The 25,357-nt window shown below is 65.8% G+C and carries 25 protein-coding genes; 6 read left to right on the top strand and 19 right to left on the bottom strand.

Translation table 11 applies throughout. The annotated features are described in order from the left end of the window. Window positions 1-36: 36 nt before the first annotated feature. Window positions 37-1,104 carry a Rieske 2Fe-2S domain-containing protein gene (locus ACFXN1_RS38235; RefSeq protein ID WP_379440734.1) on the bottom strand — a complete coding sequence of 356 codons (1,068 nt, stop codon included), beginning with the start codon at window positions 1,102-1,104 and terminating at the stop codon, window positions 37-39. 484 nt (window positions 1,105-1,588) lie between these two features. Between ACFXN1_RS38235 and ACFXN1_RS38230 the strand changes: the two genes are divergently transcribed. Both ACFXN1_RS38230 and ACFXN1_RS38225 read left to right on the top strand, forming a co-directional pair. After that, entirely contained in the window at window positions 1,589-3,178 is a 1,590-nt protein-coding gene (locus ACFXN1_RS38230; RefSeq protein WP_379440733.1) for a DUF4365 domain-containing protein, read from the top strand. A gap of 280 nt (window positions 3,179-3,458) precedes the next feature. Then, window positions 3,459-4,571 carry a hypothetical protein gene (locus ACFXN1_RS38225; RefSeq protein WP_379440731.1) on the top strand — a complete coding sequence of 371 codons (1,113 nt, stop codon included), beginning with the start codon at window positions 3,459-3,461 and terminating at the stop codon, window positions 4,569-4,571. 153 nt (window positions 4,572-4,724) lie between these two features. Here ACFXN1_RS38225 and ACFXN1_RS38220 read toward each other — a convergent pair whose 3' ends face one another. The 9 genes from ACFXN1_RS38220 to ACFXN1_RS38180 form a co-directional block, all read right to left on the bottom strand. Next, window positions 4,725-5,396: a phosphotransferase gene (locus ACFXN1_RS38220; RefSeq protein WP_379440730.1), complete on the bottom strand. Its 672-nt coding sequence runs from the start codon at window positions 5,394-5,396 to the stop codon at window positions 4,725-4,727. An 83-nt stretch (window positions 5,397-5,479) separates the two neighbouring features. Further along, a complete protein-coding gene (locus ACFXN1_RS38215; RefSeq protein WP_379440728.1) occupies window positions 5,480-5,998 on the bottom strand; it encodes a hypothetical protein in 519 nt (172 codons plus the stop codon). Between the two features lie 47 nt (window positions 5,999-6,045). Continuing rightward, window positions 6,046-7,059, bottom strand: a complete 1,014-nt coding sequence (locus tag ACFXN1_RS38210) for a hypothetical protein (protein WP_379440727.1) — start codon at window positions 7,057-7,059, stop codon at window positions 6,046-6,048. After that, window positions 7,053-8,771, bottom strand: coding sequence for a carbamoyltransferase (locus ACFXN1_RS38205; RefSeq protein ID WP_379440725.1), 1,719 nt, complete (start codon window positions 8,769-8,771; stop codon window positions 7,053-7,055). Before ACFXN1_RS38205 ends, ACFXN1_RS38210 begins: the two co-directional genes overlap by 7 nt. Beyond that, window positions 8,768-9,712 (bottom strand): thymidylate synthase, encoded by a 945-nt coding sequence (locus ACFXN1_RS38200; RefSeq protein WP_379440724.1) that lies wholly within the window; start codon window positions 9,710-9,712, stop codon window positions 8,768-8,770. Before ACFXN1_RS38200 ends, ACFXN1_RS38205 begins: the two co-directional genes overlap by 4 nt. Before the next feature lie 14 nt (window positions 9,713-9,726). Beyond that, complete coding sequence (locus ACFXN1_RS38195) at window positions 9,727-10,680, bottom strand: NAD-dependent epimerase/dehydratase family protein (RefSeq protein WP_379440722.1); 954 nt, start codon at window positions 10,678-10,680, stop codon at window positions 9,727-9,729. A 65-nt stretch (window positions 10,681-10,745) separates the two neighbouring features. Further along, window positions 10,746-12,110 (bottom strand): UDP-glucose dehydrogenase family protein, encoded by a 1,365-nt coding sequence (locus ACFXN1_RS38190; protein ID WP_379440720.1) that lies wholly within the window; start codon window positions 12,108-12,110, stop codon window positions 10,746-10,748. 120 nt (window positions 12,111-12,230) lie between these two features. After that, window positions 12,231-13,049, bottom strand: a complete 819-nt coding sequence (locus tag ACFXN1_RS38185) for a phosphotransferase (protein ID WP_379440719.1) — start codon at window positions 13,047-13,049, stop codon at window positions 12,231-12,233. Further along, on the bottom strand, window positions 13,036-13,698 hold the full coding sequence (locus ACFXN1_RS38180) for a histidine phosphatase family protein (RefSeq protein WP_379440717.1): 663 nt from the start codon (window positions 13,696-13,698) through the stop codon (window positions 13,036-13,038). The genes ACFXN1_RS38185 and ACFXN1_RS38180 overlap by 14 nt, the downstream gene beginning before the upstream one ends. A gap of 361 nt (window positions 13,699-14,059) precedes the next feature. Here ACFXN1_RS38180 and ACFXN1_RS38175 point away from each other — a divergent pair, with 361 nt between their 5' ends. Further along, the gene (locus tag ACFXN1_RS38175) at window positions 14,060-15,448 is read left to right on the top strand and encodes a hypothetical protein (RefSeq protein WP_379440716.1); all 1,389 of its coding nucleotides are present in this window, start codon (window positions 14,060-14,062) and stop codon (window positions 15,446-15,448) included. A 10-nt stretch (window positions 15,449-15,458) separates the two neighbouring features. Next, window positions 15,459-16,352: an aminoglycoside phosphotransferase family protein gene (locus tag ACFXN1_RS38170; RefSeq protein ID WP_379440714.1), complete on the top strand. Its 894-nt coding sequence runs from the start codon at window positions 15,459-15,461 to the stop codon at window positions 16,350-16,352. Window positions 16,353-16,654: 302 nt separating this feature from the next. On the opposite strand, the gene ACFXN1_RS38165 is transcribed toward ACFXN1_RS38170, so the two are convergent. The 5 genes from ACFXN1_RS38165 to ACFXN1_RS38145 all read right to left on the bottom strand — a co-directional run bounded on the left by ACFXN1_RS38165 (window position 16,655) and on the right by ACFXN1_RS38145 (window position 19,460). After that, window positions 16,655-17,089, bottom strand: coding sequence for a hypothetical protein (locus tag ACFXN1_RS38165; protein WP_379440713.1), 435 nt, complete (start codon window positions 17,087-17,089; stop codon window positions 16,655-16,657). Window positions 17,090-17,340: 251 nt separating this feature from the next. Then, window positions 17,341-18,186, bottom strand: coding sequence for an SAM-dependent methyltransferase (locus tag ACFXN1_RS38160; protein WP_379440711.1), 846 nt, complete (start codon window positions 18,184-18,186; stop codon window positions 17,341-17,343). Between the two features lie 15 nt (window positions 18,187-18,201). After that, window positions 18,202-18,459 carry a hypothetical protein gene (locus ACFXN1_RS38155; protein WP_379440710.1) on the bottom strand — a complete coding sequence of 86 codons (258 nt, stop codon included), beginning with the start codon at window positions 18,457-18,459 and terminating at the stop codon, window positions 18,202-18,204. Between the two features lie 213 nt (window positions 18,460-18,672). Beyond that, window positions 18,673-18,885, bottom strand: coding sequence for a DUF397 domain-containing protein (locus tag ACFXN1_RS38150; RefSeq protein ID WP_379440708.1), 213 nt, complete (start codon window positions 18,883-18,885; stop codon window positions 18,673-18,675). Between the two features lie 128 nt (window positions 18,886-19,013). Continuing rightward, window positions 19,014-19,460 carry a hypothetical protein gene (locus ACFXN1_RS38145; RefSeq protein WP_379440707.1) on the bottom strand — a complete coding sequence of 149 codons (447 nt, stop codon included), beginning with the start codon at window positions 19,458-19,460 and terminating at the stop codon, window positions 19,014-19,016. Between the two features lie 710 nt (window positions 19,461-20,170). Here ACFXN1_RS38145 and ACFXN1_RS38140 point away from each other — a divergent pair. After that, complete coding sequence (locus ACFXN1_RS38140) at window positions 20,171-21,025, top strand: helix-turn-helix domain-containing protein (protein WP_379440705.1); 855 nt, start codon at window positions 20,171-20,173, stop codon at window positions 21,023-21,025. A 32-nt stretch (window positions 21,026-21,057) separates the two neighbouring features. Next, a complete protein-coding gene (locus ACFXN1_RS38135) occupies window positions 21,058-21,429 on the top strand; it encodes a DUF397 domain-containing protein (protein WP_379440704.1) in 372 nt (123 codons plus the stop codon). A 46-nt stretch (window positions 21,430-21,475) separates the two neighbouring features. Here the strand turns inward: ACFXN1_RS38135 and ACFXN1_RS38130 are convergent, their stop codons facing one another. The 4 genes from ACFXN1_RS38130 to ACFXN1_RS38115 all read right to left on the bottom strand — a co-directional run bounded on the left by ACFXN1_RS38130 (window position 21,476) and on the right by ACFXN1_RS38115 (window position 25,196). Beyond that, window positions 21,476-22,822, bottom strand: coding sequence for a cytochrome P450 (locus ACFXN1_RS38130; RefSeq protein WP_379440702.1), 1,347 nt, complete (start codon window positions 22,820-22,822; stop codon window positions 21,476-21,478). A 143-nt stretch (window positions 22,823-22,965) separates the two neighbouring features. Then, the gene (locus ACFXN1_RS38125; protein WP_379440700.1) at window positions 22,966-23,886 is read right to left on the bottom strand and encodes an oxygenase MpaB family protein; all 921 of its coding nucleotides are present in this window, start codon (window positions 23,884-23,886) and stop codon (window positions 22,966-22,968) included. Window positions 23,887-24,201: 315 nt separating this feature from the next. Then, window positions 24,202-24,540 carry a hypothetical protein gene (locus ACFXN1_RS38120; protein ID WP_379440699.1) on the bottom strand — a complete coding sequence of 113 codons (339 nt, stop codon included), beginning with the start codon at window positions 24,538-24,540 and terminating at the stop codon, window positions 24,202-24,204. Between the two features lie 14 nt (window positions 24,541-24,554). Next, window positions 24,555-25,196, bottom strand: coding sequence for an MspA family porin (locus tag ACFXN1_RS38115; protein WP_379440697.1), 642 nt, complete (start codon window positions 25,194-25,196; stop codon window positions 24,555-24,557). Between the last annotated feature and the right edge of the window lie 161 nt (window positions 25,197-25,357).

Raw genomic sequence — 25,357 nt, 5'->3', positions numbered from 1 at the left:
TCGATGAGAAAGGAAAGGGGGAGTGAACGAGTGGGGTCAGTCGGCCGAGGCGGGCGCGTTCTCGCGGTAGAACTGCTTGGCCCAGCGGCGGTAGGGTCCGATCGGCCCGTCACCGACGGCGAGGGTCGGCCGGTCGAGGTATGCCTTGTGCCGCCAAATCTTCAGGTCGGAGTTCACCTCTCCGCGGAACCGCACCATGACCGCTGCCCGAATGAGGTAGGCGATCGCCGTCCACAACCAGCCCGGTCGGCGGTCGGGTCGGCGGACGCTGACGGCCAGACGCAACTCGAGGGTGCCGGCGTCCGTGGGGGTCGGCATCACCAGCTGACGCAGAGCCCATCCGGAACCGAGGAAGCGGTCCAGGTCGGGTAGGCGAGTCTCGACATGGCTGAAGCCCAATCCGTCTACATAGACGTCGAAGTCGACGTTCAAATGACCGATGACCGGCACCCGGGCCAGGCGTGCGCTGTAGGCGCTGCGCAGATACGGGCCATCCGTTTCCAGTGGGCGGCGGACCGTGACGGCCCCGAACTGATGCAGGATCGACAGGTGCCCGAGATCGACCGAGTTCTCGGATACCTCTTGCGGATGTCCTCCGGTGAAGCGAATAACGTTGTGCCGCAGCGGTGTCCAGCACTCATCTGGATCCGCGGAGATGTCCTCGACTTCCCACTGCGGGTCGCCGCGGTCGGGACCGTGCCACACCAAGATGGTGCCGAGAACCTCCCGCGCGTGCAGCATCGCCAGCCGCGCGGTGCGCGGCGGCGGACCGTACGGGCGGGGCGTTGCCGCGCACCGGCCGTCTGTGAGGTCGAACTCGAAACCGTGGAAGGGACAACGCAGCAAGTTCCCGTCCGGGGTCACGGTGCCGCCCTGGCCGAGATGGGCGCCGAGATGCGGACATGTGGACTCGGACACCGCGAGACGGCCCGATCGGAGGCGAGTCAGAACGACGTCACGGCCCGCGAGGCGGCGCGTGATGACCTGCCCAGGCCGAACATCCGCACTGCCCGCAACAGCGAACCACCCGAACGGAAAGGGGGGCAGCGGCTGCGGGTGCCGCGCCGGGCGTAGATGACGAGCGGGAGCCGAGACAGAGGCCATTGGCAGGTACTCCGGTGCACGTGGCACCGTGCTGAGAGCCGGCGCCTGGTTCGACGACGAAACCAGCGATGAATATCGCTGGCTGACAAGACATTCCGAGTAGATCGGGAGGGTCTTGGATAATCGCTGTCGCTACCGGCGTCCAGCATCGCTACCGAGCATTCCTAGCCGGGGACCGAACGTCCCAGCTCGCAGTGATTTTCGGTGCGGCAACCTACGGTAGCGTAAGTTACCCGGCCGGGCCAGCTCAGGCCCCGCACACGTGTTCCAGTGCTTCGGCAGGAATCGCATCCCACCATCCGGCAGTGCTAGTTGATGGCTGGCGCATCGTTGTGCCTGGGAGAAGCACCACCGGCGGTGCACAGGCGCCCCACAGGCGAGTACCGCTCGCCGCGCTCGGTCGGTGCCGTCGCGGGTGTGTGCGCTGCGGAGACTGTTATCGAACCAACGACGTCGGTGTGAGACTCCGGTTACGCTGCCTCGCATGGAGGATTCTCCGTCGACCGACGATACCGGCCAGATGGGGGAATGGGGTGTAGGGCTTTTGGTCATCCGCGAACTGCGGTGGAAGTACCGGGAACAGAAGGGCGCGGACTACGGCATCGATGCCCAGGTGGAGGTCTGTGAGGGCCGTCCTGACGGCAGGTTGTTCGCGGTACAGGTCAAAGCCGGCCGCAGCTGGTTCTCTGAGCAGAGCACAACACCTCGGGGATGGATGTTCCGGCCCCGCGCTCGGCACGTGAAGTATTGGCTCTCGCATACGCTTCCAGTTCTGGTGGTCCTGTATGACGTGGAGCAGGAGCGCGCCTATTGGCAGCACATCGCTCCCGAGAACGTGGCACGCACCTCGGGCGGAGGCTACAAGGTCCTCATCCCGCAGCGGAACCGCCTCGACCACACCGCCAAGGACGCGCTGCTCGCGGTCCTGCATCGTCACGAGCAACGACGAGCAGCCGCCCACACCGGCATCGAGCACACACCTGCGCATCCGGATCGGGTTGCCGACCAAGCGGTTTCGGAGCAGTGGAACCCGTCGTTCACCGTCGCGCGGCCCCGCTCCGCGCGCACCAGCGACGCGATCGTTGTCCTGCCCGGGTTCGCCGGCAGCACACTGACGGACCAGGACTCCGGGCGCGTGGTGTGGAGTCTGCGTCCTGGTTCGTTGTTCCGTAGTGCGGCTGGTTCTGGTGCACTGGACCTGCGTGTGGAGAATCCCAGCGAGCAGGTCCCTCTCACCGCGGCCGATCCAGTCGCACTGTCGATCGGAGGCGTGTGGAAGGTCGATCCCTACACCTCGTTGCTGCGCGCGTTGCGTCGTGCGGCACCGATGCCCGAAGCTGTATTGACGTTCACATATGACTGGCGTTTAGGGTCGATGCACAATGCGGCCCTGCTGGCTCAGGCCGCGGAGAATCATCTGGCCTGGTGGCGAACCCATCCCGAGGCAGGACCGGATGCGGAGCTGCTGCTGATCGCGCACGGATACGGCGGTCTTGTCGCCCAGGCATTCACCGGTGTGCTCGGTGGCCGCGACATCGTGCGCACGACATACACGCTGGGCACTCCGTATCTGGGCAGCATGCGTGTACTTCAGAATCTGTCCGGCACTGCGGTCAAGATTCCCGGGCACCGCGATCTCGTTCGCGCGTTGCGCACCATGCCCGCGGTCTACGAGATGCTGCCGACCTACGCCTGCGTGGAGTCCGAGGCGAGCCTGCGTGAGCTGACCGGCGCGGATGTCGAATCATTGGGCGGCAACGCGGAATTGGCGGCGAAGGCCTTCGCACACAATCAGCGGATGCGCGCTGCGAATGTCGGCGCTTTGACCACTATCGTCGGAGTGGGACACCCGACCTTGCAGTTCGTGCGGATCAGTGACGGCGTCCCACGGTTTCTGCAGCACTCCCGATTCGACGGGGATCGGCGTGGACGGCACCGTGACGGTGATTCGCTGGTCGTGGCGGCTGCGGCAACCCGCGGCGACTGTAACGTGCTGCGGCTGCCGCAGACCAACAACGCGCTGCCTACGTCTCCGGAAGTACGCGACTACCTGGTTCACGAGATGACGTGGTAACGACACCTCTCCGGTGCACGTGGCACTGTGCTGAGGTCGGACCCCTGGATCGACGACGGGTCCAGCGATGAATTTAGATGGCTGACAAGATTTCTCGGGTTGACCGAATCTCGCCTGAATCACTGTCGCTACCAGCGCCCTGCTTCGCTACCGTGATCACTTGGCTGGGACGAAATATCCCGGCCCGCAGCGATATACGGCACAGCAACCCACGGTAGCCTGAGTGATCTATCCGGGCCGGCCCTGCCTTGGCCGACGGTCCTGCAGTCGAGGGGGCTCCATGATCCGACGAGCAGACTCAGGCGTCTTCACCGCCTGTCACGAAGACCTGGTTCTTCGTGGCTGGTCGGCCACGACGAAGGAGATGCACGACGTCCTGGCGCGGCTCGGGATGAGCGGCGCAGCGATGACGGGCCCCGAGGTCTCACACGTCGTCGCGCTCTACGACGCCGCGCTCGTGAGAGGAGCCGAGCTCGACAGCGACCCAGAGGGATGGGCCGAACACCTGCAGCGGGTGGTTCACAGGCCAGAGCGCCTGCACCTGCACGATGCCTTGTCGATTCTCCTTGCGGAGATGCCGGAACCTGGCCCCCAAACAGCGAGGATGCGTTACGTGCGCGATCCAGACCCAGGGCGCGAACTTGGCACCTGGCTCGATATGCGAGTGGCACAGGTGAATTCGATGTCCTCCCAGGCGCGGCTGATTTCCGCCTTCGGATCGGACATGGCGCCTGGCGGCGAAGACGGCGCGCAAGCCCACTATGTCGCCTGGGTTGACCCAGTGTTGGTGGTCAGCACACCGGACCATGTGCAGTGGGGCCGATTCGATCGGGATGAGGCGTGGCGGCGTTCGCTGGCCTGGTTTTGTGTGCTCCTGTACGAAGCCGCCGCAGCGGACCGACTTGACGAGTGGATCGACACGTTCATGACCGGCCACTTCCAGAAGCCGGTCCGACTTGAACGCGTCGAAGGCCCGGCAGGGCCGATATTCGCGGTAGGTGGTGATGGAACCCATCGAGCCCACTTCGCACGAGTTTTCGGACTTCCGCTGATGGCACGAATACAGACCAGCCCGCTGCCGCGGCCGCTCTTAGCCGTCGACTGTCCGCCGTCGTACGGTACGTCCGCTCAGGGATGGGTGTCGCTCTGGCGCGGGTTACGCGCGCTCGGACTTCTCGATGCAGTCGAAGAGCCGGACCGGATGATGTGGACTCCGACAAGCATCTGTGCCGAGTGGATGCTGTTGGCTCCCGAAATGGCCACAGCCGTGAATCGCGTTTACGACCAGGCATATCCGCAAGCGCTGCGCGAGGCAACCGGTCTGAGCAACACCCAACTTTTCGACGCCGAGCGATGGGCCGACACGATGCTTGCTTGGTCGCACAGCTGTTAACAGTTGCGTCAACTTAAGTTGACATAGCGCACATTATCGGCATAACTAGATATAACTACGATATATCGACAATGTCCGATGCTGCCCGACCCCCGCAGGCGACATCCACGAGCTCAGGTCGGACAGCCGCCGCTTCTTGTGTCGGATGCGGCCCTACCTCCACGAGTCGACATCGAGCCAGGAGTACCGGTATCCGTGGCGGCCCTGATAAGGCGCAGTAAGAAGGTGCTGGAGTGTCGCATACTGCCGCAGGCGATCTTCTGGACATTGCAGGGAGGGCGGCAGTTCGCTGTTGTACCCATCGAGCGCGGATCTGACTCTGGTTCTACCGAAATGTCCGTGGGTCATTGCGCAGCTGACGATGAGCTTGGCGAGGTCGTATCCGAACGGTGCCAGGGTGAGCTCGTCGAAGTCGATGACAGCAGTTCCGGTCGGCTGTACGACGAAGTTTCGCACGTTGGCGTCCTTGTACAGGGCAACCGGCAGTGCCCGGAATCGGCGCACTTGCGAGCTGAGGGATCGGCGTGGCGTGAGGAAGTCGGCCACGGTCAGTTCGTTGCTGACCACGAATGGTCGATCCAGGCGCGCGCTGGAGAGGTACTCGCGGTGTGCGGCGGCATGAAGCTTGCCCAACACGATTGCGGCAGAGCGCATGTCGTCAGGTTCGACCGCGTGCCCCTCGAGGTGTTCGAAGAGCAGTGTTGTGCCGTCCTGCCCGAGGAGGACGGGGAGCCGGACGCCGGAATCCAATTGATGTAACCAGCGATAGTGACGTCGTGCGGTGTCGGCGTAGGAATCCGTTCGGTAGTACTTGCGGAACTCCATGCCCGGTCACCTACCCATGCCCGAGCTGTCGCAAGGGACCCTGGTCGCGGCCGGCGGCCCACCGTGCCCGCTGCCGTCGGCCGCTAGTGCTTGTCGGCTCTCTCGGTTACAGCGCGAGCAAGGTACTCGTTGACCGCCTTGCGGCTGGTGAGTACGACCAGGTCGGCATGGTCTCCATGTTCGCCGAGAAGGGATTCGACTTTCGGGCGCATCGTGGTGCGGTAGCCCCAGATGTAGCGGATGAAGCTCCACGTGATTCGGTCGTAGACGCCGTTGGCGTGTTGACCGCCGTGGTAGCGCCAGCGTCGCTGCAGGATCCCAGCCAGGCAGGTGATGGCCGGCAGATCCAGGAAGATCACCGTGGTGGCGGCCTTGAGACGGATGGCCATGCTGGACGCGTGGTTGCCCTCGATCAGCCATCGACGGGGCTCGACCAGTCGATGCTGTAATGCCTCGAACTCGTTGGGCGGCAGGGGATTCCACTTGTCGTCGTAGTACACCGCGTCGAGATGGGTCAGGGGCAGACTTAGGTGCGCGGCCAGCTGATTGGCCAAATGGGTCTTGCCTGAGCCGCCGCATCCGATCACTGCGATTCTGTCCACGGGCACAGAGAGTAGCCGCCCGAGAGGCCACAACACCGCGCTCCGCGTCATATGAGCAAATCATCGAGCACCTTCAGCTGACGTGACAGGCGGAACATCTCCAGTCGGACCAGGCATTCCTTGATCAGATCGGCATGCGTTTCGGTTCCAGTGGCCTTGATCAACCACGCCAGCGTGTCGGCGACACGCCTGCCATCGGTGACGTGCAGCTGCGGTGGTGTGAACAGTTCGGCGTTGCGAATCGTGCCCGGGGCCAGCGGCAGACAACCCTGTAGAACTGCTTCGGGCAGACGTTGCGTCATCTGTCCGACTGCGCCATACCGGTCCGGCAGGAGCAGGACAGTGGCCGTCGCGGTGGAGTAGATCTCGCTGACGTGGTGGAACGGCACGCGACCGACGAACGTCAGGTCCGGCCAACGGCGGGTGTCGGGCCATTTCCCGGCGATGATGTGCGGCCACTTCCTCGCCGCCGGAGCGAAATATTGGTCGAAGACGTCGTCGCGGTCGTACTGATTGCCGACGTAGGCCAGCGGGAGCCAGCGCGGCTGAGCTGCCAGTGCGGCAGGATCGGCGGCGTCGAGCACGTCGTCGGCGACCGGGAACAACAGCGATGCGGCACCAGGTGTCGGGTGCAGGGCTGCTTCGCACACGGTGACCGCAGCCGAGGACCGCAGTGGGTCGTCGGCGGGGAGTTGGCGGTCTTTGTCCCACACGATGGTCGGTACCCGCCTTGTGCGGGTGTAGTGGTCCAGCAGGCGCTGTTGCCGATGCAGATCGCAGGTATGGCCGGGGGCGGCGCAGTTGGTGGTGTTGCGGCCCGGGATCGGCCAGCGCCATTCCAGCATCAGCGCGTCGATGGGTGGATAGCCGTTGTCCCAGCGGTAGTGCCCGGTCAGGTCGAGGTTCGCGTCGAGCCGGTCGCGGTCGCGTTGGAGAAACACGACGTCGTGGCCGCGGGCTCGGAGCCCGTCGATGAGAATCCGGCGATGGCTGCGGCCGCCGTCGGGAGTGTCGGTGACGCCCGCGCCGAGGAACCCCCAGAAGCTGTAGCCGATCAGCATTTGCGCACCAGCCAGCCCTCGATCAGCAGCGCGTCGAGGCCGGACTCGATCAGGCAGTCCAGGGCCATGTCAGGGCTACCGCAGATCGGCTTTCCCTTGACGTTGAGAGAGGTATTGATCAGGACGGGTACGCCCGTCAGAGCGGCGAACCGACCGATGACCTCGGCGAGGAACGGGTTGCTGTCGCTGGTGACGGTCTGCACGCGTGCGGTGCCGTTGGCGTGGACCACTGCTGGAATTCGATCGCGGGCAGCGTCGGTGACGGGCGCGGCGATCGACATGTACGGAGACAGCTGCGGCAGCGTGAACCAGTCCGGCGCGGTGGCGGCGAGAGTGACGGGCGCGAACGGCCGGAACGGTTCCCGGAACTTCACTGTGGCGTTGAGCTTGTCGACGATATCGGTGTCCAGCGGCGAGGCGAGGATCGACCGATTTCCCAGGGCACGCGGGCCGGCTTCGAGAGCACCCCGGAACAGCCCGACGATCTGGCCGCGCGCGAGTTCCTGCGCGAGCACCTCAGCCGCCGGGCCCGCCGGCCGGGTTGCCGATAGCCCGGGTCGCGGTGTGGGTGGCAGGGCCAGGTCCGGCCATGCCGGACCGAGGTAGGCACGGCCGACGACATTGTCGGCCAGGCGGCCGGTCATTGCGAGATTGGCAGCCAGGGCCGCGCCGATGGCGGTGCCGGAGTCGCCCGGAGCGGGCGGCACGTGGACCTCGTCGAAGATGCCCGCTTCGACGATCTTGCCGATCGCGACGCAGTTGGCCGCGACACCACCGGACACGCACAGCAGTTGCGCGCTGGTCAGGGCGCGGGCCCGGCGGGCCAGATGCAGCATGACCTGTTCGGTTCGCTGTTGCAGCGCCGCCGCCAGGTCCCGATGCGTCTGCTCGATCGGTGCGTCGGGCGGACGCGGCGGGCAGGTCGCTGCGGCGAACTCCGCGGTCACGCGCGGGAAGCGTCGGGAAATCACCCGCAGCGCGAACAGCTTGGGGTCCAGCGCGAACCCGGTATCGGTGATGATGATGGCTCGTTGGATCAGGTCCCGGAATCGGGCAGGGTCGCCGTGCGCGGCCAACGCCATGACCGTGCCTTCCTCATCGCTGCGCCGCCAGCCCAGATGCTCGGTGATCGCGCCGTAGGCGTAGCCCAGCGACGCCGGATCGGAACCGGCATCGAGGATCCGGTAGCCGCAACCGTGGCCGGCGCGACGCAGCGCGTGTCCGACCGTGGTGGCCTGGACTTCTCCGAGGCTGTCGGTCACCAGGACCGCGGCCTCGTCGTATCCCGACGAGGCGAAGGCATAGAGCCCATGCGCGTAGTGATGCAGTGTGGACCACACCTGCGCGCGCGGGAATCGATTCCCGAGGTCGCGGGTCCGTGCGCGGGTCCGTGCCGCGACGTGGGCGAAGCTGCGGGCGCGGGGTATCGCGCGGGGACGGGTCGCCGGATCGAGCAGTTGGCGAGGTAGCTGGCGCAGCGCGGTCAGATATTTGTTGGCGGTGAAGTTGTAGGCGACCGCGCCGACGGTGTCGGCGGGGAGTTGTTGGCTGTCGAGCAGCCATTGCACGGCGAGGGCTGGGAATTGTTTGGTGTGCTTTTCGCCGTTGAGTCGTTCTTCTTCGGCGAAGCCTCTCAGCTGGTTGTCGACGATCAGCGCAGCTGCCGAATCGTGTGTGCCGGAGCAGAATCCGAGCACTGCGGGTCCGATCATGAGGAAATCTCCGTGCGTCGGGGGTGGGTGGATAGGTGGTCGTACCAGCGTTCGAGGGCGCGTGCGAGCGGGTCGTCGACGCCGCGGAGCGAGGTTCTGGCGCGGTCGCGGTGTCCGGAGGTCCAGTCCCGATAGCTGGCCAGGATCGCCGCGAACGACGCCCACGGTTGGGGTAGTTCGGCGGTCCAGTTGTTGACGGTGTCGGCAACGGTGGTGGCCAGATGCGGCCATTCGACTGCCACGGCAGGCATTTGGTCGCAGGGCGGTGGTATCGCGGGGAGGTTGTGCGCGGGCCCGGTGTGCTGCTGGTACAGGTGCAGGGAGTCGATGTGGTGGTGGTAGTCGCCCAGCTCGGCACCGAGCCAGCCCGCCATCAGCTCGTGCAGCACGGTGGCAGCGAAGAGGTCGTAGGGCAGTCCGAGCCACAGATCTTGGCTTCGCATGGTGGTTTGCATGCGCAGACGGCCTCGCCGCAGCTGGAAGCGGTAGTTCAGGGTGCACGGCACGTCGCGGTGCCCGCGGGTGTCGCGGGCCGGGTCGTAGAGCTGGATGACGGCCTGGCGGGTGTCGGGATCGCGTTGGAGCAGGGCAAGGACGTGTTCGAGTTGGTCGATGCCGTGCCAGTCGCGCATGCGGGGCCCGTAGGCACCCTGCAGGATGCCGTCGTCGCTGAATTGGGTGAGCGCCTGGTTGTAGCGGTAGATCCAGGGCTCGTCGGAGCCGGACAAGATCCATAAAGCTTCAGCGACGGCGAAGGCGGGATTGAGCCGGCGCGGGCCGACGTCGATGAATCGGCGCCGCGGATCGGTCAGGCACAGATGTGCGCCGAGCACTTCGGTCGTGGCCATGCCGCGCGGGCTCACCGGTAGCCCAGTGTCGAGGACCGCGCGACAGGTGGCGGTGTAGAGCTGGTTCGCTGAAGGTGCGGTGAGCACGAGCATGGTGGGATCTCGGTTCAGTCGGTGAATTCGGACAGGGCCGCGGCGTCGAGCTCGGCCATCCAGGCCGCATGCCGGCGGAGCCCTTCGGCCAGGTCGATGCGGGGGTGATAGCCCAGGAGGTGTTGTGCCAGTGAGGAGTCCGCGCTGGTGCAGTCCACGTCCCCGACCATGGGCAGGCATTGTTCGAGTTGGACGGGGCGCCCGGTGACCAGGCCCACCGTGTCGATCAGCGACTTCATCGAAATGCTTTGACCGCCACCGACATTGACGACTAGATGGTGATTGCCGGTCTGTGCTGCCGCGATGGTTGCGGCCACCGCATCGTCGATGAAGGTGAACTCCCGTTGCTGGGTTCCGTCGCCGTAGAGATGGAACGGCGTACCGGTGAGCGCGGCGACCAGTAGACGCGCGATAGCCATGTCGGCGCGCTGGCGAGGCCCGTAGACGGTGAAGTAGCGCACGACTGTGGTCGCCAACCCGGTGTAGCGGCGCGACGAGTGCGCGGCGCACAGGTTCTCGGCGGCAAGCTTGCTGACCGCGTACGGGGAGTACGGCCGCGTCGGGGCTTGTTCGTCGCTGGCGCCTTCGGCTTGGCCGTACACACTCGACGAGGACGCGAGCACCAGCCGGTGCACCGCCATGGCTTCGCACGCGGTCAGGATCCGCTCGGTGCCGACGATGTTCGCCATCGCGTAGTCGGTGAACGACGTCCCCCACGAGGACCGGACGCCCCCGATTCCCGCGAGGTGAAACACGGTGCGGACCTCGGGCAGAAGGCCTGTCACGTCGTCGGCGCTGAGATCGATCCGATGGAACGACAACCGCGGATTGCTCAGCGCGGCAGCGAGATTGCGGACAGCGACGGGATGATCGGCACTGCGTCGATCCAACGCGACAACTTCGTGGCCTTGCGCGAGTAGAGCATCGACCAGATGCGATCCGATGAAACCGGCCGCGCCGGTCACCATCACCCGAGCCGGCCCAGCGGCTGACACGAGAACCGGAGGCCTGCCGGTCATAGGATCGGGCGCGATCATGCCGACCTCACCGCAGACGCCGCGCTGAACGCGGAGACCCAGCGCAGCCCTGCGCTGGCTACGCTGTCTCGATCCAGACAGTGGCGAGCATCGACAACGATCTGACCCGCCATCGTGGCGGCGACCCGGTTCCAGTCCAGCGCCGCATAGTCGTTTGCGTCGTTCAGCACGATTACCGCATCGGCAGCCTCCGCCGCGGCATACGCCGTTGCGCAGATCGTGATTCCGCCTATCGGCGGTGCCTCGGCCATCGGATCATGGCCGGTGACAATCGCTCCCGCGTCACTGAGCCTGCGTGCTACCGCATGCGCGGCCGATCCGCGGGTATCGCTGGTGCCGGCCTTGAACGCCAACCCGAACAGCGCGACGCGCCGCCCCTGTAGTCCGCCGGGAAGGGCGGTGGCCAACACTGCGACGCACAGTTGCTGATGGTGGACGTTGGCCTTGATCGCGGCATCGAGCACGCCGAGTGACACCCCGACCTGGAAACCCTGCGCGCGCAACGCCTGCGCGTCCTTGGGCAGACACGGACCGGCCCAACCGGGCCCAGGACGAAGATAACCGTGTCCGATGCGCGGGTCAGCGCCCAGCGCGGTCAGCAAGGCGTCGATGTCGGCGCCGCACCGCGCGCTCACCTCGGCCAGGGCGTTGACGAAGGACAGGCGCACGGCCAGGTATCCGTTGGCTGCGTACTTCACCAGCTCCGCAGTGGCCGGGCTGGTTTCGACGATCTCGCACGGCAGACCGGTGTAGAGCGCGCGGACGGCTTTGGTGGCTTCGGGGTCGTCGCTACCCACGACGATCCGCGCTGGCTGCAGGAAGTCGAGGATCGCGTGCCCCTCGCGAAGGAACTCGGGATTGGCCACCACCGAAATACTGTGATCCCGCAGCATCTGCTGGGCCCGCTCAGCGGTCCCGATCGGCACCGTCGACTTGATGACGACCGTCGACCCGCGCCGGGCGTGCCGTCGGACCGCCCGTAGCGCGGCGTAGACCGATCCCACGTCGGGCTGGTCGGATTCCCGCCGTGGCGGCGTCGCGACGCAGATCATGATGATGTCGGCGGTAGCGAGCACCGTGGAGTCAGTGCTGAATCGTATTGCGTTGTGCTGCAGTGACTTCTGCAGCAGGTCACGCAGGTGTGGTTCTTCCGCCGGGCACATGCCGCGCGCCAGGTGGTCGATCAGCTCGGCGTCGGTGTCGATGCACCCGACGTGATGGCCCAGCGAAGCCAGGCAGACCGCGGTGGTGAGCCCTACGTAGCCACACCCGATCACGGCGACGTTCGAAGAGTCGGGGTCTATGGAATCGGATCGGCCGAGCAAGGCCTGCGTGAGGGCGCTGTCGAGCAATTCGGACATGGTGAACTGCCTTCCTTCAGCCAGCGTCCGGCAGCAGCGGGTCATGTCCTCGCTCGCGCGTTTGGCGGTGAGGGCCTGCCGCTGTGCGGTGTGGAGAGAAACAGTGGGTGGGCTGGCTATTCACCAGCGCGAATCGATGGGTTCTGCGTCGGGCAAGCGGAGCCCTGCTGCGCGTACCGAGGCCGTGAGGTGGTCCAGGGCCGTGCAGTGCTCGATCACTTGCCGGTCGAGGTCCGACACGGGTGGGTAGGTGGAGAAGAACGCCTCGGCCAGCTCCGGCCGGTCACGGAAGTATCGGTCGGTCAACCTCACGAGATCGCGGGCGGCGAGATCGAATCGAGCATGCTCGAAGTCGATGATGTGCAGCATCTGCTGGTCACGGTCGAAGATCATGTTCTGCGGGGTGAAATCGAGATGGCACGGCACCGCGGCACCGACGTCGAGCGCCTCGAGCAACGCAAGGTGCGCGCCGATGTCATTGCGCTCCCGTCGGGACATCACGCCTTCGGCGAGTCGAAGCCACGCGCGGCCGCGTTCAGCGAGCCAGGCTGCCACATCGATCGTCCCTCTGACCGATTCGGCTGCATGGAACGCGTTCAGCAGGGTACCTGCCTGAGCCAGAGCGGTCAGCTCGTCTGCGAGGCCGAGCTCCGCGCTGGAGACAGCGACCCCCGCCACCGTGGTAAGGAACAGTGTCGGCGGGTTGTCGATTGCGCCGAGCAGCCGGGGTGCGTGCGGGGCGAGCGTCGGCACCCACCGGCGGTAGGCGCGCCGTTCGCGGTCGTAGCGCGAGCGGTGGCGGTGGGCCTTGACGAAGACGCCGCCCGCGGTGGGCGTCATGCACCGAAGCGTCCGATCGTCGCCCCGGTCGGCGGCGACCGGCTGCGCCTGCGGGTCGATGTGCTGGCGGCACAGAGTCAGCGGATCAGACGTTGTCATCGCACATACCGTGCAGATGGCTGACGTCATTGTGGCTGTCCAGAATCCAATAGCACTGCCCGAACCGGTTCACATGGCGCTGCCACCGTGTCAGCGAGGCATGGCCCACGGTGAAGCGGACTTCGCGACACGCTCCGGGAGGCAGGCCCAGCAGCAGTGTGTGCGCGGACTCGACGGTCTCGCCATGGGCAACAACCAGAACCCGCTGGCCTGCATGCCGATTCAGGATCGTCCGCAAGGCTCCCGCCGTCCGGGTGAGGTAGGCGTTCCAGGGCTCACCGCCGATCGAGTACGAGCGCCCGGGGTCGGATTGCGGGGGGCCGCCGAACGCCGCTTTCACTGCAGTCCACGGCCGCCCGTCCGCCTCGCCGTGATCGGGGCCGCGTAGATCGGCGTCGACCACGACGTCCAAACCTACTGCGGCCGAAACGATCTCGGCCGACTCGAGCACCCGCCGGCGAGGCGTGGCAATAAGCACATCGAACGGCGCGGTCGTATGCTCCTGCGCAAGCGATTTGGCCAGACTATGCACCTGCTCGCGTCCACGCGCCGACAAACCGCGACAACCCCGCTCTCCCCCGACAACACCCTCGACATTGCAGATCGCTTCCCCATGGCGAACCAGAACCAGTTCAGTCGAATTGGCCATTGGAGTTCCTCCCTCGGGTCCAATACACGTCACTGCCCCCTGCTCGCCGATCCGGCCGACCTTCTGCGTGCCCGAACAAGTCCGACCACCTCGCAACCGAGCAAGCGAGCCTTGCGGGGTCATCGTTCCAGTGAAGACCCGACCCGCCACACCAGTCCACGGCAACGAAATACGTCAGATACGTCATCGGATTCGTGACAAATCCACGCGTAACCGCCCCGGCGAATTTCCCTCCCTCCGATGCACTCGGCGGCCCCGGCCATGTCGATATCGGAACTGTCCGTTGAGTTTTCGCCAACAAGGCGGTACTGAAACTGCGCTGGCTCTACCCTGAGTTCTCGGGCAGCATGAGGAGGACACCGTGCCTGCAGCACTGCCAACTCGACCTTCGATGTGGGCCACTGAAATTCGGCATTTCCGCAAACGCGTGTTGGACTTGTCTCAAGGAGACTTCGCCGCTCAGGTGCGAGATGCCGGCGCCAAACTCGGGCTGGATCTCAGGTGTGACCAGCAGGCAATCTCGCGATGGGAACGCGGCGGGCTGCTGCATCCGGGAGTGGACTACCTTGCGGCGCTGACATTCCTGGGAGCCCCGCTGCCCGACGCAGCCCGCACCGACTCCGCGAACCCGGCCCCGCAAGCATCCGTGGCCGGAAACCGCAACGCCGATCAGCTCCTCGCCGCAGTCGCTGCAGCAGTGACAGAAGGTTCGGTCACCGCATTGATGGCCTGGATACCGCCCAGCCCAATTGGCCCGACCGCCGTTGCGGGGCCGATGGATGTGGAACTGGTTCGGGCGATGACAGGAAAGCTTCGAGTGCTCGACCAGCAGCGCGGCGGGTTCGCCGTCGCCGATACCGCTGTGAGCCTTCTCAATTGGACTCGCGGCCTGACACACATGTCGGACACCTCGCCCACTGCCGCAGCCATGGCGGTCGCCGACGCCGATCTCGCGCGGCTGGCCGGATGGGCACTCCACGACATCGGTGACCACACACGCGCCCGCCAATATCTGGCGCTGGCTCTGGTCAACGCCATACGCACCGGTCAACGGGGACTCGCCGCGTCGATCCTGTACGTCCTAGGCCGGATCAGCCTCGTCGAGCACGACCCAAGAACGGCGCTGCGCCTGTTCCAATACGGGCAGATTTGCGCCCAAGACGCCGCCAACAGCGTGGAGGCCGCACGGCTGCTCGGCAACCAAGCATGGGCATACGCGATGACAGGAGACCACCGCCAAACCCGTGATCCGCTCGCCCGCGCCGAATTCGAACTCGCCCGCGCACACGAGGTCGAACCCATCGAACCATGGACGAAGGTGTTCCTCACCGGCGGCGAGTTCGCTGGCCTGGGCGCGGTCGTGTGGCACGAACTGGCCATCGCCACCGCCGGCGACGATCCCCATACCGCGGAAAAGTACGCCGGACGCGCCCTACAACTGGCCCAATCCTCACTGGCCTCAACCACCCCCGACCGCCCCGCACGCTCGATCCTCTTCGACCACGCGACGACGGCCGCATGCCTATTCCGTCTCGGCGAAGTCCGCGCCGCGGTCGAATCCTCGGCATCAGCTCTCACGCTCGCGACCGAAATTTCCAGTGCTCGCGCTCTCAGTCGGCTACAGACAATGGCAGTGACCGCCAAGCCATTTCGTCGCTACGCAGATGTCCGCGAACTGCGCCATCAGGTACACCAACTGACGGTGCCCGCACTACCCAGGCCGATCGCCCCGGCCTGGATGCCGGTTTAGGATGGCCGCCGTGTCGACGACACTGTCCACCGACCGAGCCGAACAGCTGCAGGCAGTGCTCAGCACAGCCTGCACGCAGGTCGGGCTGTCCGCCCACGGCGCCACGCTGATCAAATACACCGTCAATGCCGTCTACCGCCTCCGAACCCCCGTCATCGCCCGCATCGGCACCGGCCACGCGGCAACCCCCCGCGGGCACCGGCAGGTCGCCGCGGCCCAATGGCTGACCAGCCGTGGCGCACCAACCACTCCCCTGCTCGACGTCGACCAGCCGATCACCGTCGGCGAACACATAGTCACCTTCTGGCCAGAACTCACCATCCGCGACACCTGGTCACCACAGCAACTCGCCGCCCCGCTACGGGAACTTCACGACTTGACGCCGGACGCGAATGTGCTCGAGCCCTGGGATCCATTCACCACTGCCCGTCAACGCCTCGACGAAGCCGGAACCTTCCTCTCACAGGACGATCACCGCTGGTTGGAAAAGCGATGGCTAGCCGTCGAGGAGCTCTACCGCGAGGCGGAGACCTCGATGCCGCTGGGGGTCATCCACGGTGACCCACACACCGGAAATCTCCTCGCCGACGGCTCCGGCCGGATCGTTCTCTGCGACCTCGACGAACTCGGCATCGGGCCGCTCGCATGGGATCTCGTCCCGCAGGCCGTCGGCGCAACGCGATTCGCTCGACCTGACTTCTACCGTGAGTTCGCCGACGCCTACGGCATCGATGTCCGCAATGACCCGCATTGGCCGATCCTGGCCGCACTTCGTGAGCTGGTCATGGTTACCAGCGTGCTCCCGGACCTGCGCCACCGCCCTGCGGTGGCTGCAGAACAGGCCCGCCGCCTCGCATCGCTACGCGCAGGAGACACCCAGATGCGTTGGGGCAAGTACGCATAGAGCAGCGCCTGCTGCCAATCTCTGGCCGCAGGACGGCTACGATATGTAGGCATCTTCTGTCAAGGGGCAGGTGAAAGCGGTGCCCGGTTGGCCGCCACAATATCGCCTTCGTCGCCATCTCCCAGGTCGTGGTAGGTGGGTTCAGCTCCGCCGCTCTCGCATGCCCAGGGCTATGCGGCAGGCAATGACGTACTCGCCCAAACGACAGGTCATCAGGCACAGCTACTCATTCTTAACCAGTTGCCGGTGGGGAGACGGTTGGCTTCCGTCATGAAGCGCTGCCATAGTGGCCAGCGGCAGTTTCACACGTCCAGCGCCACCATTTGCACAGCGAACGAGTCCCCGGTTGTGAAGGTGACGGCACCGGGGTCGATCCACATGGTCGTGTGCAACGGCAGAAGCGTCATCCCGGGCGTGGAGAAGCCAGCCGCCGCCAACGCCGCTCTCAGGACGTCGTCCACCTCGGACCAGCCAGTACACAGGCACCGGAATGGTCGCTCGTCGCCCTTCATTCGCTCAGCTCGCGGCTGCGGCCAGGCCCACCCCGGAGACCGGATCAACTCCAGCAAAGTCGTCTCCAAGCACTGCCAGAACCGGGCCACTTCCTGCGCGGTCGGCGATGCCGTCACCTCGATGATCCTGCCGTCTACGACAATCGGTGCCTTGTCGAGGTCCCCACGGAACTGATGCGCCCACCAGCGTGCTGCCGCTCGTGCTTCTGCCGTACCGTCATTCACTCATTCGCCCTCTCGCCGTTGTCAGGAAAGCTTCGACCGCGCCCCGAAATCGGCACTGTCGCGACCGGCGACTCGCCGGCCCGACGACCGCTCTCCAATCCGCCAGCGCGCGGCGGCGGTCAGGGTGCGAGGCAGGCAGGGTCTGCCTCGATCCCAGCCTCGACTGTCGCAACAGCATTCGACGCAGGTCATGGGGCCGGTACGCCGGTGGATTCTCAGGAATCGGCCCTTGCGTTCGCACCCTGGCAACCTCACTCGGCAAGGCGGCGCCCGATCGTGGCCCTGCAGTGCAATTCGGTGTGCGCGGGCCCGTCCAGTTGCTCTCGATCGACTGGGAGTGGGCCGTCGTCGATGACGTGCCAGCGGTCGGGCTGGATCATGCCGGGCACGACGAGTCCGCGTCCGGAGAACATCGCGCTGAGGTCGCCACTGGATCGAGGGTGAAAGTGCAGTCCACGATTCCGGTACTGCGCCGCAATGGCTTCGACGAGTTGCTCGTCGCTGTCGGTGACGATGTGGCTGATCACCAGGAAGGATCCAGGCGCAACCGCAGTGGACAGGGTGCGCACGACGGCTGCGGCGTTCTCGATGTGCTCGAGCACTCCGCACAGTGAAACGACCATCGGCGCACCGAAATCCAGTATCGGGCGCGCTTGCTCTATCAGGCCTACGGTGTCGGTGATGTCGGCTTCCAGGAAGTCGGTGTCGTCGGCAATACCGAAGGCGCGGTGGTGGGCGGCGACGATTGGATCGAAGTCCACATACAACACCTTCGCCTCCGGGTTGACCTCGCGGGCGACAGTGTGCACTGCCCACGAATTCGACGGATACCCGGCGCCGAGCTCGAGGAACTGCCCGACACCCTCGGCCGCCAGTCCGCGTGTCGCGCGTAGCTGGAATTCCCGTGAGGCCCACAAGCTTTCACGCAAATCGGGGAACACCAACAGCAGGCGCTCACCGAGATCGCGGTCCTCCGCGTAGCTGTTTTTGCCCCCGAGAAGATAGTCGTGCGTGCGCGCGTACTGCGCGTATCCAAATCGCGCCTCGTCGGCCAAGCGGGGAGTGCGGTAATGCACGGGGGCCCAATAGGAATGCACGGTGCGGCTCCTGGATCACTCGGTCGGTGTCCGCCGCTGCGGCGGTGTCGTCGGCTCCGGATCGCGTCCCTTCAGCGCCGCGATCACCCGCCGCATCACCTCCACCGACGGCGGCTGCACGGAGACTTCTGTCCGATCAGTGAAGAGGAGATCGTCGGCCTCGGTGCGAACGCGGCCGCATCGGAGACCGACGGAATGACCCTCGCCGAAATAGGCGAAGATCTTGTCGCCGACCTGGGCCACGTCAAACTGCGACGGTTCCTCCTCCCGCACACCGAGCTCGGCGAGGCGGACGCCTGGAATTCGTTGGGGTAGTCCGGTTTTCATCAGATTCTCTTTCGCTGGTGCCGGAGCGGTTCCCGCGCTGTGTGATCTGCGAGTTCCGTGTCGGCGGTAGGCGGCTTCCACCGCTGGGCACGCGCGGTGCCGCCTACCGCCGAAGCGCGGGGTGCCGGGCACCAGCACCCCGCACAGTTGGGCGGCGAGCTAGAACTCTCCGGCGATCAAGCCCTTCTTGAAGGCGTCGACCTCACCGAGGTCGAAGGTCAGGACCGGGCCGCGGCCCTCGTCCTTGGAATCGCGGACCTGCCATCCGCCATCGGGGAGCGGCTTGATCTCGACGCAGTTGCCACTGGCGTTGGAAAAGGTCGACTTGCGCCAGTCGTTTTCGTGCACAGAGGTAACAGAGGTATCCGACATGACTGTTGTCCTTCACACTGGAGGGTGGATTGGTTGAGATGACCGGTTCGCGCGACGGCGGGGCAACAGCCTGCACGCTGAATCCCCGCCGCCTTCGCCCGGGGGCGCGCGGGATGCATAGCTTCCTGTCATGGCTGGTTCTCTGCGTCTGGAACCCCGCTCAGGGGTGCGGCGTCGTCAACGCCGGCGATGCGACGCAACTGCGCTTCATGGCTGCGGCGGGCCATCACCTCTCCAGTGGTGGCGCAGACGATGGTGATGACCCCCCGCACGATGCTGCCGCCGTCCGGCAAATGCCGGAAGTTGGGAACCACCACGACATGGCATCCGCTATAGGCGCAGTGGAGCAGGACTGTGTCCAGTGCCGTGGGGTCTTCCCATCCGACTGCCACCACCTCGAGCACAGGGTGGACGTAGGACATCGGCGGCGGGTTCCAGCCCTTGGCCTTAATGAACTCTCGCACGAGGTCCTTGTCGGCCTGCAGGTTGGTGCTGCTGCGGCACCACACCAACCCGAACGCGTGCACCCCGCGCGAGTTCAGATCCTTCGGCGGCAGTCCGTCAGCGATGAACATCAGCGTGCCTCGTCATCGGCAACGGACAGGCGAGCATGTGCGGCCCGGGCGGCGAGATAGCCCGGCCCGTGGTGCGCGTGTGTGCCCCAGATGTTTTCGGGCTTCCCGCTATGTAAGGGTGTGCCGCTGAGCGCATTCAGAGCGAGCATGCCGGCCGTCGGTAACACACTGGTATGCGAACCCCGCTCGCAGAAGGGATAGGAAGGGTCGCACGCCTCGCCCTCAGCGCACTCGCGCATCTGCCGGACGCCATCGTCGACGCGGCCCTCCACTAACTCCTCGCGCAGGTAACCGTGTGTCAGCGGTCTCAGCCCCATCGCGATACCACCCCTTTGTTCGAGAACTTCACATGTGCTGTGCGCGAATGCCTGCTGCTTCGGGGAATCCGTCGATCACCTCGCGCAGGACGGTGTCACCGTCGGCGATCGCCGGGACCGTCATCGCAGGTCGATGACGGTCGCGAGTGCTCGGGAGAGACGCGAATGCTGCCCGAACCGGGGGCGGCAATGGACTGCATGGTCACCACCTCTTGATCTGCGAGGCCACCTGTCTGGCTGGTGTGACTGGGGACACTTGAGAGGCTAGAGCCCGCGCACTAGTGCGTCAAGCTGTTCCGGATAGTTCCTGTGCAGACGGCATGACAGCTGTCATTCTTGGGTGGATGTTACAGTGACGGAGCTGCGACCCGGGAGGAAGGGAGATCGACTGCGATGGCGCCGAGGTCACCAGCTGTAGCGCGGTGGGAACTGTCGCATCGGACTCGCCGGCGACGCGACGAGTTGGGCATCACCGGCCCGCAGATCGCGAAGGCGCTGAGTTTCTCCTCCACGTATTGGCCGAAGGTCGAGCGCGATCAGCGGATCCTGTCCGAAGACAAACTCGTGCAGCTGCTTCAATTTCTGAGCTTCACCGATGAGGAGCAAGCAGAACTCGTGGGGCTGCGTCAGCTGGCCCGCGAGCGCGGCTGGTGGTCGGAGTACGAGGGCCTGTTCAGCGATCAGCAGCTCAGGTTGTTCGGCATGGAATACGGTGCCGAGGAGATCAGCACTGTCGAGTCGCTTCTCATCCCGGGACTGTTGCAAACCGAGGAATACGCGCGCACGCTGATCACCGGCGATACGGCCTTCATCCGGCAAATCGAAGTTCAGCAGCGCATTGATGCTCGCATGGAGCGCCAGAAACGTCTCCAGGGCGAGGATCCGTTGCGCCTCAACGTGGTAGTCAGCGAGGCGGCGCTCCGTCAGCAGACCGGCGGACCCGAAGTTCTACGAAATCAGCTGCGGCACTTGATCGCGATGGTCAAAGATCACCAATCCACGATCGACTTCCGAGTACTGCCATTCACCAGCCATGTCGGTGCGATCCGCGGATGCTCGACTTTTCACATCCTCGACTTCGCCCGCCCGAGATTGCCGACGCTCGGGTGGAGCGAGGTTCCCACCTATGACGAGCTGGTCGAAGATCAGGAGCGGGTGCGGAACATGGGAATCGTCTTCGGTCACCTTCAAAGCGAAGCGCTCGGCCAGGAAGAATCCCTGAGTCTCCTCGAACAACTCGCAGATTAGGAACAAAACAGCAGGTGAGTAGGATTTCCGACATGATTGGCAGCCCCGCGCAGCACTGGTTCAAGGCGACATTCTCGAGCTCTTCGTCGAGCTGTGTGGAGGTCTCATTCACCGGAGAGGCGGTGCTCATCCGTGACAGCAAGTACCTCCGCGACCTCCGCAACGACACAGCCCAGCAACCCATCGTCGCCGTTGCGGCCGAACAGTGGGCGGAGTTCCTCGAAGCGGTCGAGAACCGAGCTGCCGCAGGACATGACGGACTTCCCGCTATCGCCTACGCAGCCGACGGAGGCGCGTCAATCCGTTCTGGCGCAATCACACTCACCTACACACCTCAAGAGTGGACCGCGTTCTGCGACGGGGTCCGCGCGGGCGAGTTCGACCACGTTGAGGTAGCTGTATAGCCGCCTCGTTCGCTACCCGCGGACTCGGCCACGGCCTGAGCAGGCTTCAGGCGGATGTCTGCGCCGGATGTCCTGCAGTTCCGGAGCGGCGTCGGTAGGCGACCCGGCACGGACTCGCGGGCCATTTGGATCCAGCCGCACCCTGCACCGGCTGCGGGGCGCCCGTGGTGAGTTTCATGTCGAAGGCACACAGCAGAAGGCCCACGATCAGGGGGATCTCCTGCTGCGCAACCGGTTTACCGAGGCACCGGTGTGTGCCCGCGCCGAATCCGAGCAGGTTGAGGCGCAGATTCTTCGCATCCGGGCCGAGGAACCGCTCCGGGGTGTAGCCGACCGGGTCGTTGAGTCCCTCGACCAGGCGGTGGGTCATCGTGGGCGCGGTCATCACCATTGCGCCGGCGGGGATTTCGTAGTCGCCGATGGTGAGGTCGGCGGTGGCGCGGCGCAGCAGCACCGGTGAGATCGCGTGCCAGTTCTCGGTTTCGTCGAGGCAGGCCCGCAGGAACGGCATCGCGTCGATCGCGCCGCGGTCGAGCGGGCCCGTGGCCAGGGCCTGTTCGGCTTCACCGCGGGCGCGGGCGAGGAGGTCCGGATGCTGCAGCAGGTCGGTGAGCATCCACGCGACCATGGCCGAGGTGGTCTCGTGCGCGGCCCAGGCCAAAACCAGGAGCAGGCACTCGATGACCTCGTCCTCCACGGCCGCGCCGTCGTCGTAGGTCCGCGATGCGAGGGCCTGGATGATGTCGGGCTCGGGCAGCGGATTCTCGCGGCGGCTGGCGATCAGGACCCGCAGCGCGGCCTTGAGTTCTCTTCCAGCGCGGCGACTTCTACGGTTCCGTCCGCTGGGGATCCAGCCCGGGGCAAAGGACATGCCCTCGGAAAACGCCCTGAACTTTCGGAAGAAATCCAAATCCATGTCATCGGCCACCGCAGGCGAGATGAACGAGACGGCCGCGATCCGCAAGATCAGCGGGCCCAGGGCGTCGTTGACATCGAACTCGCCTTCCTCACCCAGCGATTCGATGAACCGGCGGGTCTCGGCGGCGATGGTGGGAATGTAGCTGCTGACCGCGGAGTGGTCGAACAGCGGCTCGACGAGCCCGCGCTGGCGACGATACTGCGGCTCGGGCGCCATCGAGAAGAAATCCTTCATGAACATGCGCTCGAAGAACGGCATAGCGCCACGATGAGTCAATCGCCTGTCCCGGAAGAAGATTCGGACATGCTCGGGGTCGAGCAACACGATGATCTTCTGACCGACCACATCGATCTGGAACGGCGCGCCCGCATACTCGGTCAGGCCCCGCTCGAGCACGGCCTCGGGCTGGCGGCCGAATTCGCGAGCGTGCCCGAACAACGGGCGTGAGCCCGACACGATGGATGGCGTGGCCATGGGATTTTCCCTTCTGCGGGTGTGCCGGGTCAGGCTCGACGTCCACCGGGCACATGGGCGTGGCATCGAGACAGCCGGAATGTCCGTCATCAGTTGTGCGGCAGCAGCATTCGGTCCGGCAGGATTTGGCTGGCCGTGTGGTCTCAGCGCGGCCGCTGGGTGAGGATGGCTTGCAGGGCGTGTGCGGCGCGGTCGGCGCGGCGGGCCTCATAGGCGATGGGCAGGTAACGCAGCCGTTCGGGCATCAACCCGACCGCACCGCCGACCAGCCGGCCGAGCAGCCGGAGCCTGCGTTCGTCCCGGCTGCTGAACGAAAGCCCGAGCTTGGCGCGAGCCGCGGGCGGCAGCATGCCGCGGGCGGCGAACACGAGCAGCCTGCGGTACGGCGCGACAAGGGCCGGCCACAGCGCCCGCAGCGGCGCGGGCAGCGCGGACGGGGCCGGAAGGATCCCGATGAGCTGCCAGTAATCGCGTGCGGTGACCGTCGCCTCCAGTCCGGTGGCGACGTAATCGTCGAATTCGCTGCGCCATTGGTGGTAGGTCGGGGGTATCTCCTTCGGCGCGACGTGCAGCATCCGCATCAGGGCCACGCAGTCGCGCTGATAGAACTGCTCGAGCTCGGCGCCGCTCATGCCTTGGCCGAAGTAGTCGAGGCGCACCATGATCGAGTACACGGTGGCGTGCATGACCCACGCCCACACGTTGCTGTGCAGGGCATGGATCGTGGTGCCGTCGGCGGCCGTGGCCGAAAGGTCCTTGTGCGCTTTGCGCAGACGCTCGGTTTCGGCGAGGGCTTCCTCTCCCCCATACACGGAGGTCAACACCGACGCCGCTGCCCTGGCGGCCCGCCCGGTCGGATCGGTGCGGAACCGGGCTCCGCGCTGCTCGGCGACCGCGGAGAACGCCGGGTGCATGCACGCCAGCAGAAACGACGGAGCGAGCTGGAAACCCATGGTGATCAGGCCCAACTCGCGCCACAACACACCGTTGTCGGACGTCAGGGGCGTGCGCTGCAAGCGATCAATTCCCCGCCGGGGTTCGACGGGAGTGGTCACGGCGGTCATAGCGGGACTTCCTCCAAACAACGTACGGCGATAGCGCGCCCCCTGGTCGGCAGGCGCAGGGCAGCGGCCCCGCCCCCTGAGTGGAGGTGGGAGAACCACACAGGGTGCGGGGCCGCCAGTGGCCTCCGGTCAGCTGCCGGAGGAGCTCAGGGTGGACGCGCTGCCGGAGCTGCTCGCGCTGCCGGGATTGGTCGCCAGCTGGACGAAGGCGAGAATCAGCTGGAGCAAGGTCATGGGGGGTTTTCCTCCTACGTGGTCCCGACGGATCGGGGTGATCGGCACTGCGCCAAGCGCGTTCGGCTGAGGATCGGACTGTCAGGGAGCCCAGCTCGCGGGCGGGGCCGCCGGGGCACCCGGGTCGAGTGCGAGTCCGGGCAGCACACCGGCCGCCGCAGGCTTCTTGGTTGTGGTGGTCGGTGCGGTCGTCGAGGTCGACGGCGTGGGAACGAAGCCGCCACCACGAGCCGGCGGCGTCGTGGTCGGCGGCGTCGTGGTCGGCGGACCGCCGGTCGACGACACCGTGGTCGGCGGCGTCGTCACCGTGGTTGTCGGGTGCATGGGATCGGGTGTGGCCGCGGACACCGACGCGACCGCAAGCCCGGCCGTGACCGCCGCGACGGCTAGCGTCAGAAACGCGAAATGCCTGTGCTGCACGGGATTTCAGTCCTTCAGATGGGGAAAGGATCGCCGTAGACCACGGTCGAGTCCTTACCTGCCTTCGAGTCGATCGACAGCGACGCGAACGCTCGGACCTCGGCGGGGCCGAGGCAATCGTCGATCGCCATGTGGGTTTCGCGGACCCGCAGACTCGTCTCGGCCGCCTCGAGCGTCTTCGCTGAGACGGGGTAGGTCTTGATCTCGCCGGGAGACACCGACGCGTTGACGGTCGGGCCGAAACTCGCGCCGATCTGCCCCTTGGGAATGACCGGCACCGGGAACCCGGGTTCGATGCTGCCGCTCGGGGAGACCGAGGCGCTCGCGCTGACGTTCACCGAGTTGAGGTTCACAAAGCAGCCGATCACGTACCCGACCTGCACCTGAGCCCCGTCCAACGGCGCCCCGTGGCCGCTGACCTGGACCTGGGCGTGCAACGACCCGAACCCCTCACGGCTGGTGCCGGCCCGGTTGGTCGGGGGCACCTTGTTCCAACTCTCGTCATCGAGCAGCAGGCTCACGTGCCAGCCGTCGTCAGTGTCGATATCCCGCTGGTGCGGGGCCAGGGTGATGACCTCGGCATGCGCCACCGACGGCAAACCGATCCCTGCCGCCGCGCCCAGCGCTACCGCCCCCATCAAGGTCTTCAACTGCATGTCCGAAATTCCTCGTTCCCGCGGCACTCCCCCGGCCCGCCGCCGAATGCGACGCGACGTAGAAGGGGCTGTGACGCGTGTTGCATGTGGTGCCTATGAGGCACCTGTTACCTACGGTTCCGTAGGTTACGGCACCGTAGGTTAGAAGGCCAGGGGTGAAG

Origin of the sequence: Nocardia sp. NPDC059154, from assembly GCF_042755705.1 — a bacterium.
Taxonomy (GTDB): Bacteria; Actinomycetota; Actinomycetes; order Mycobacteriales; family Mycobacteriaceae; genus Nocardia.
The sequence above is the reverse complement of the archived record's forward strand: the minus strand, read 5'-3'. Positions and strand labels throughout refer to the sequence as shown.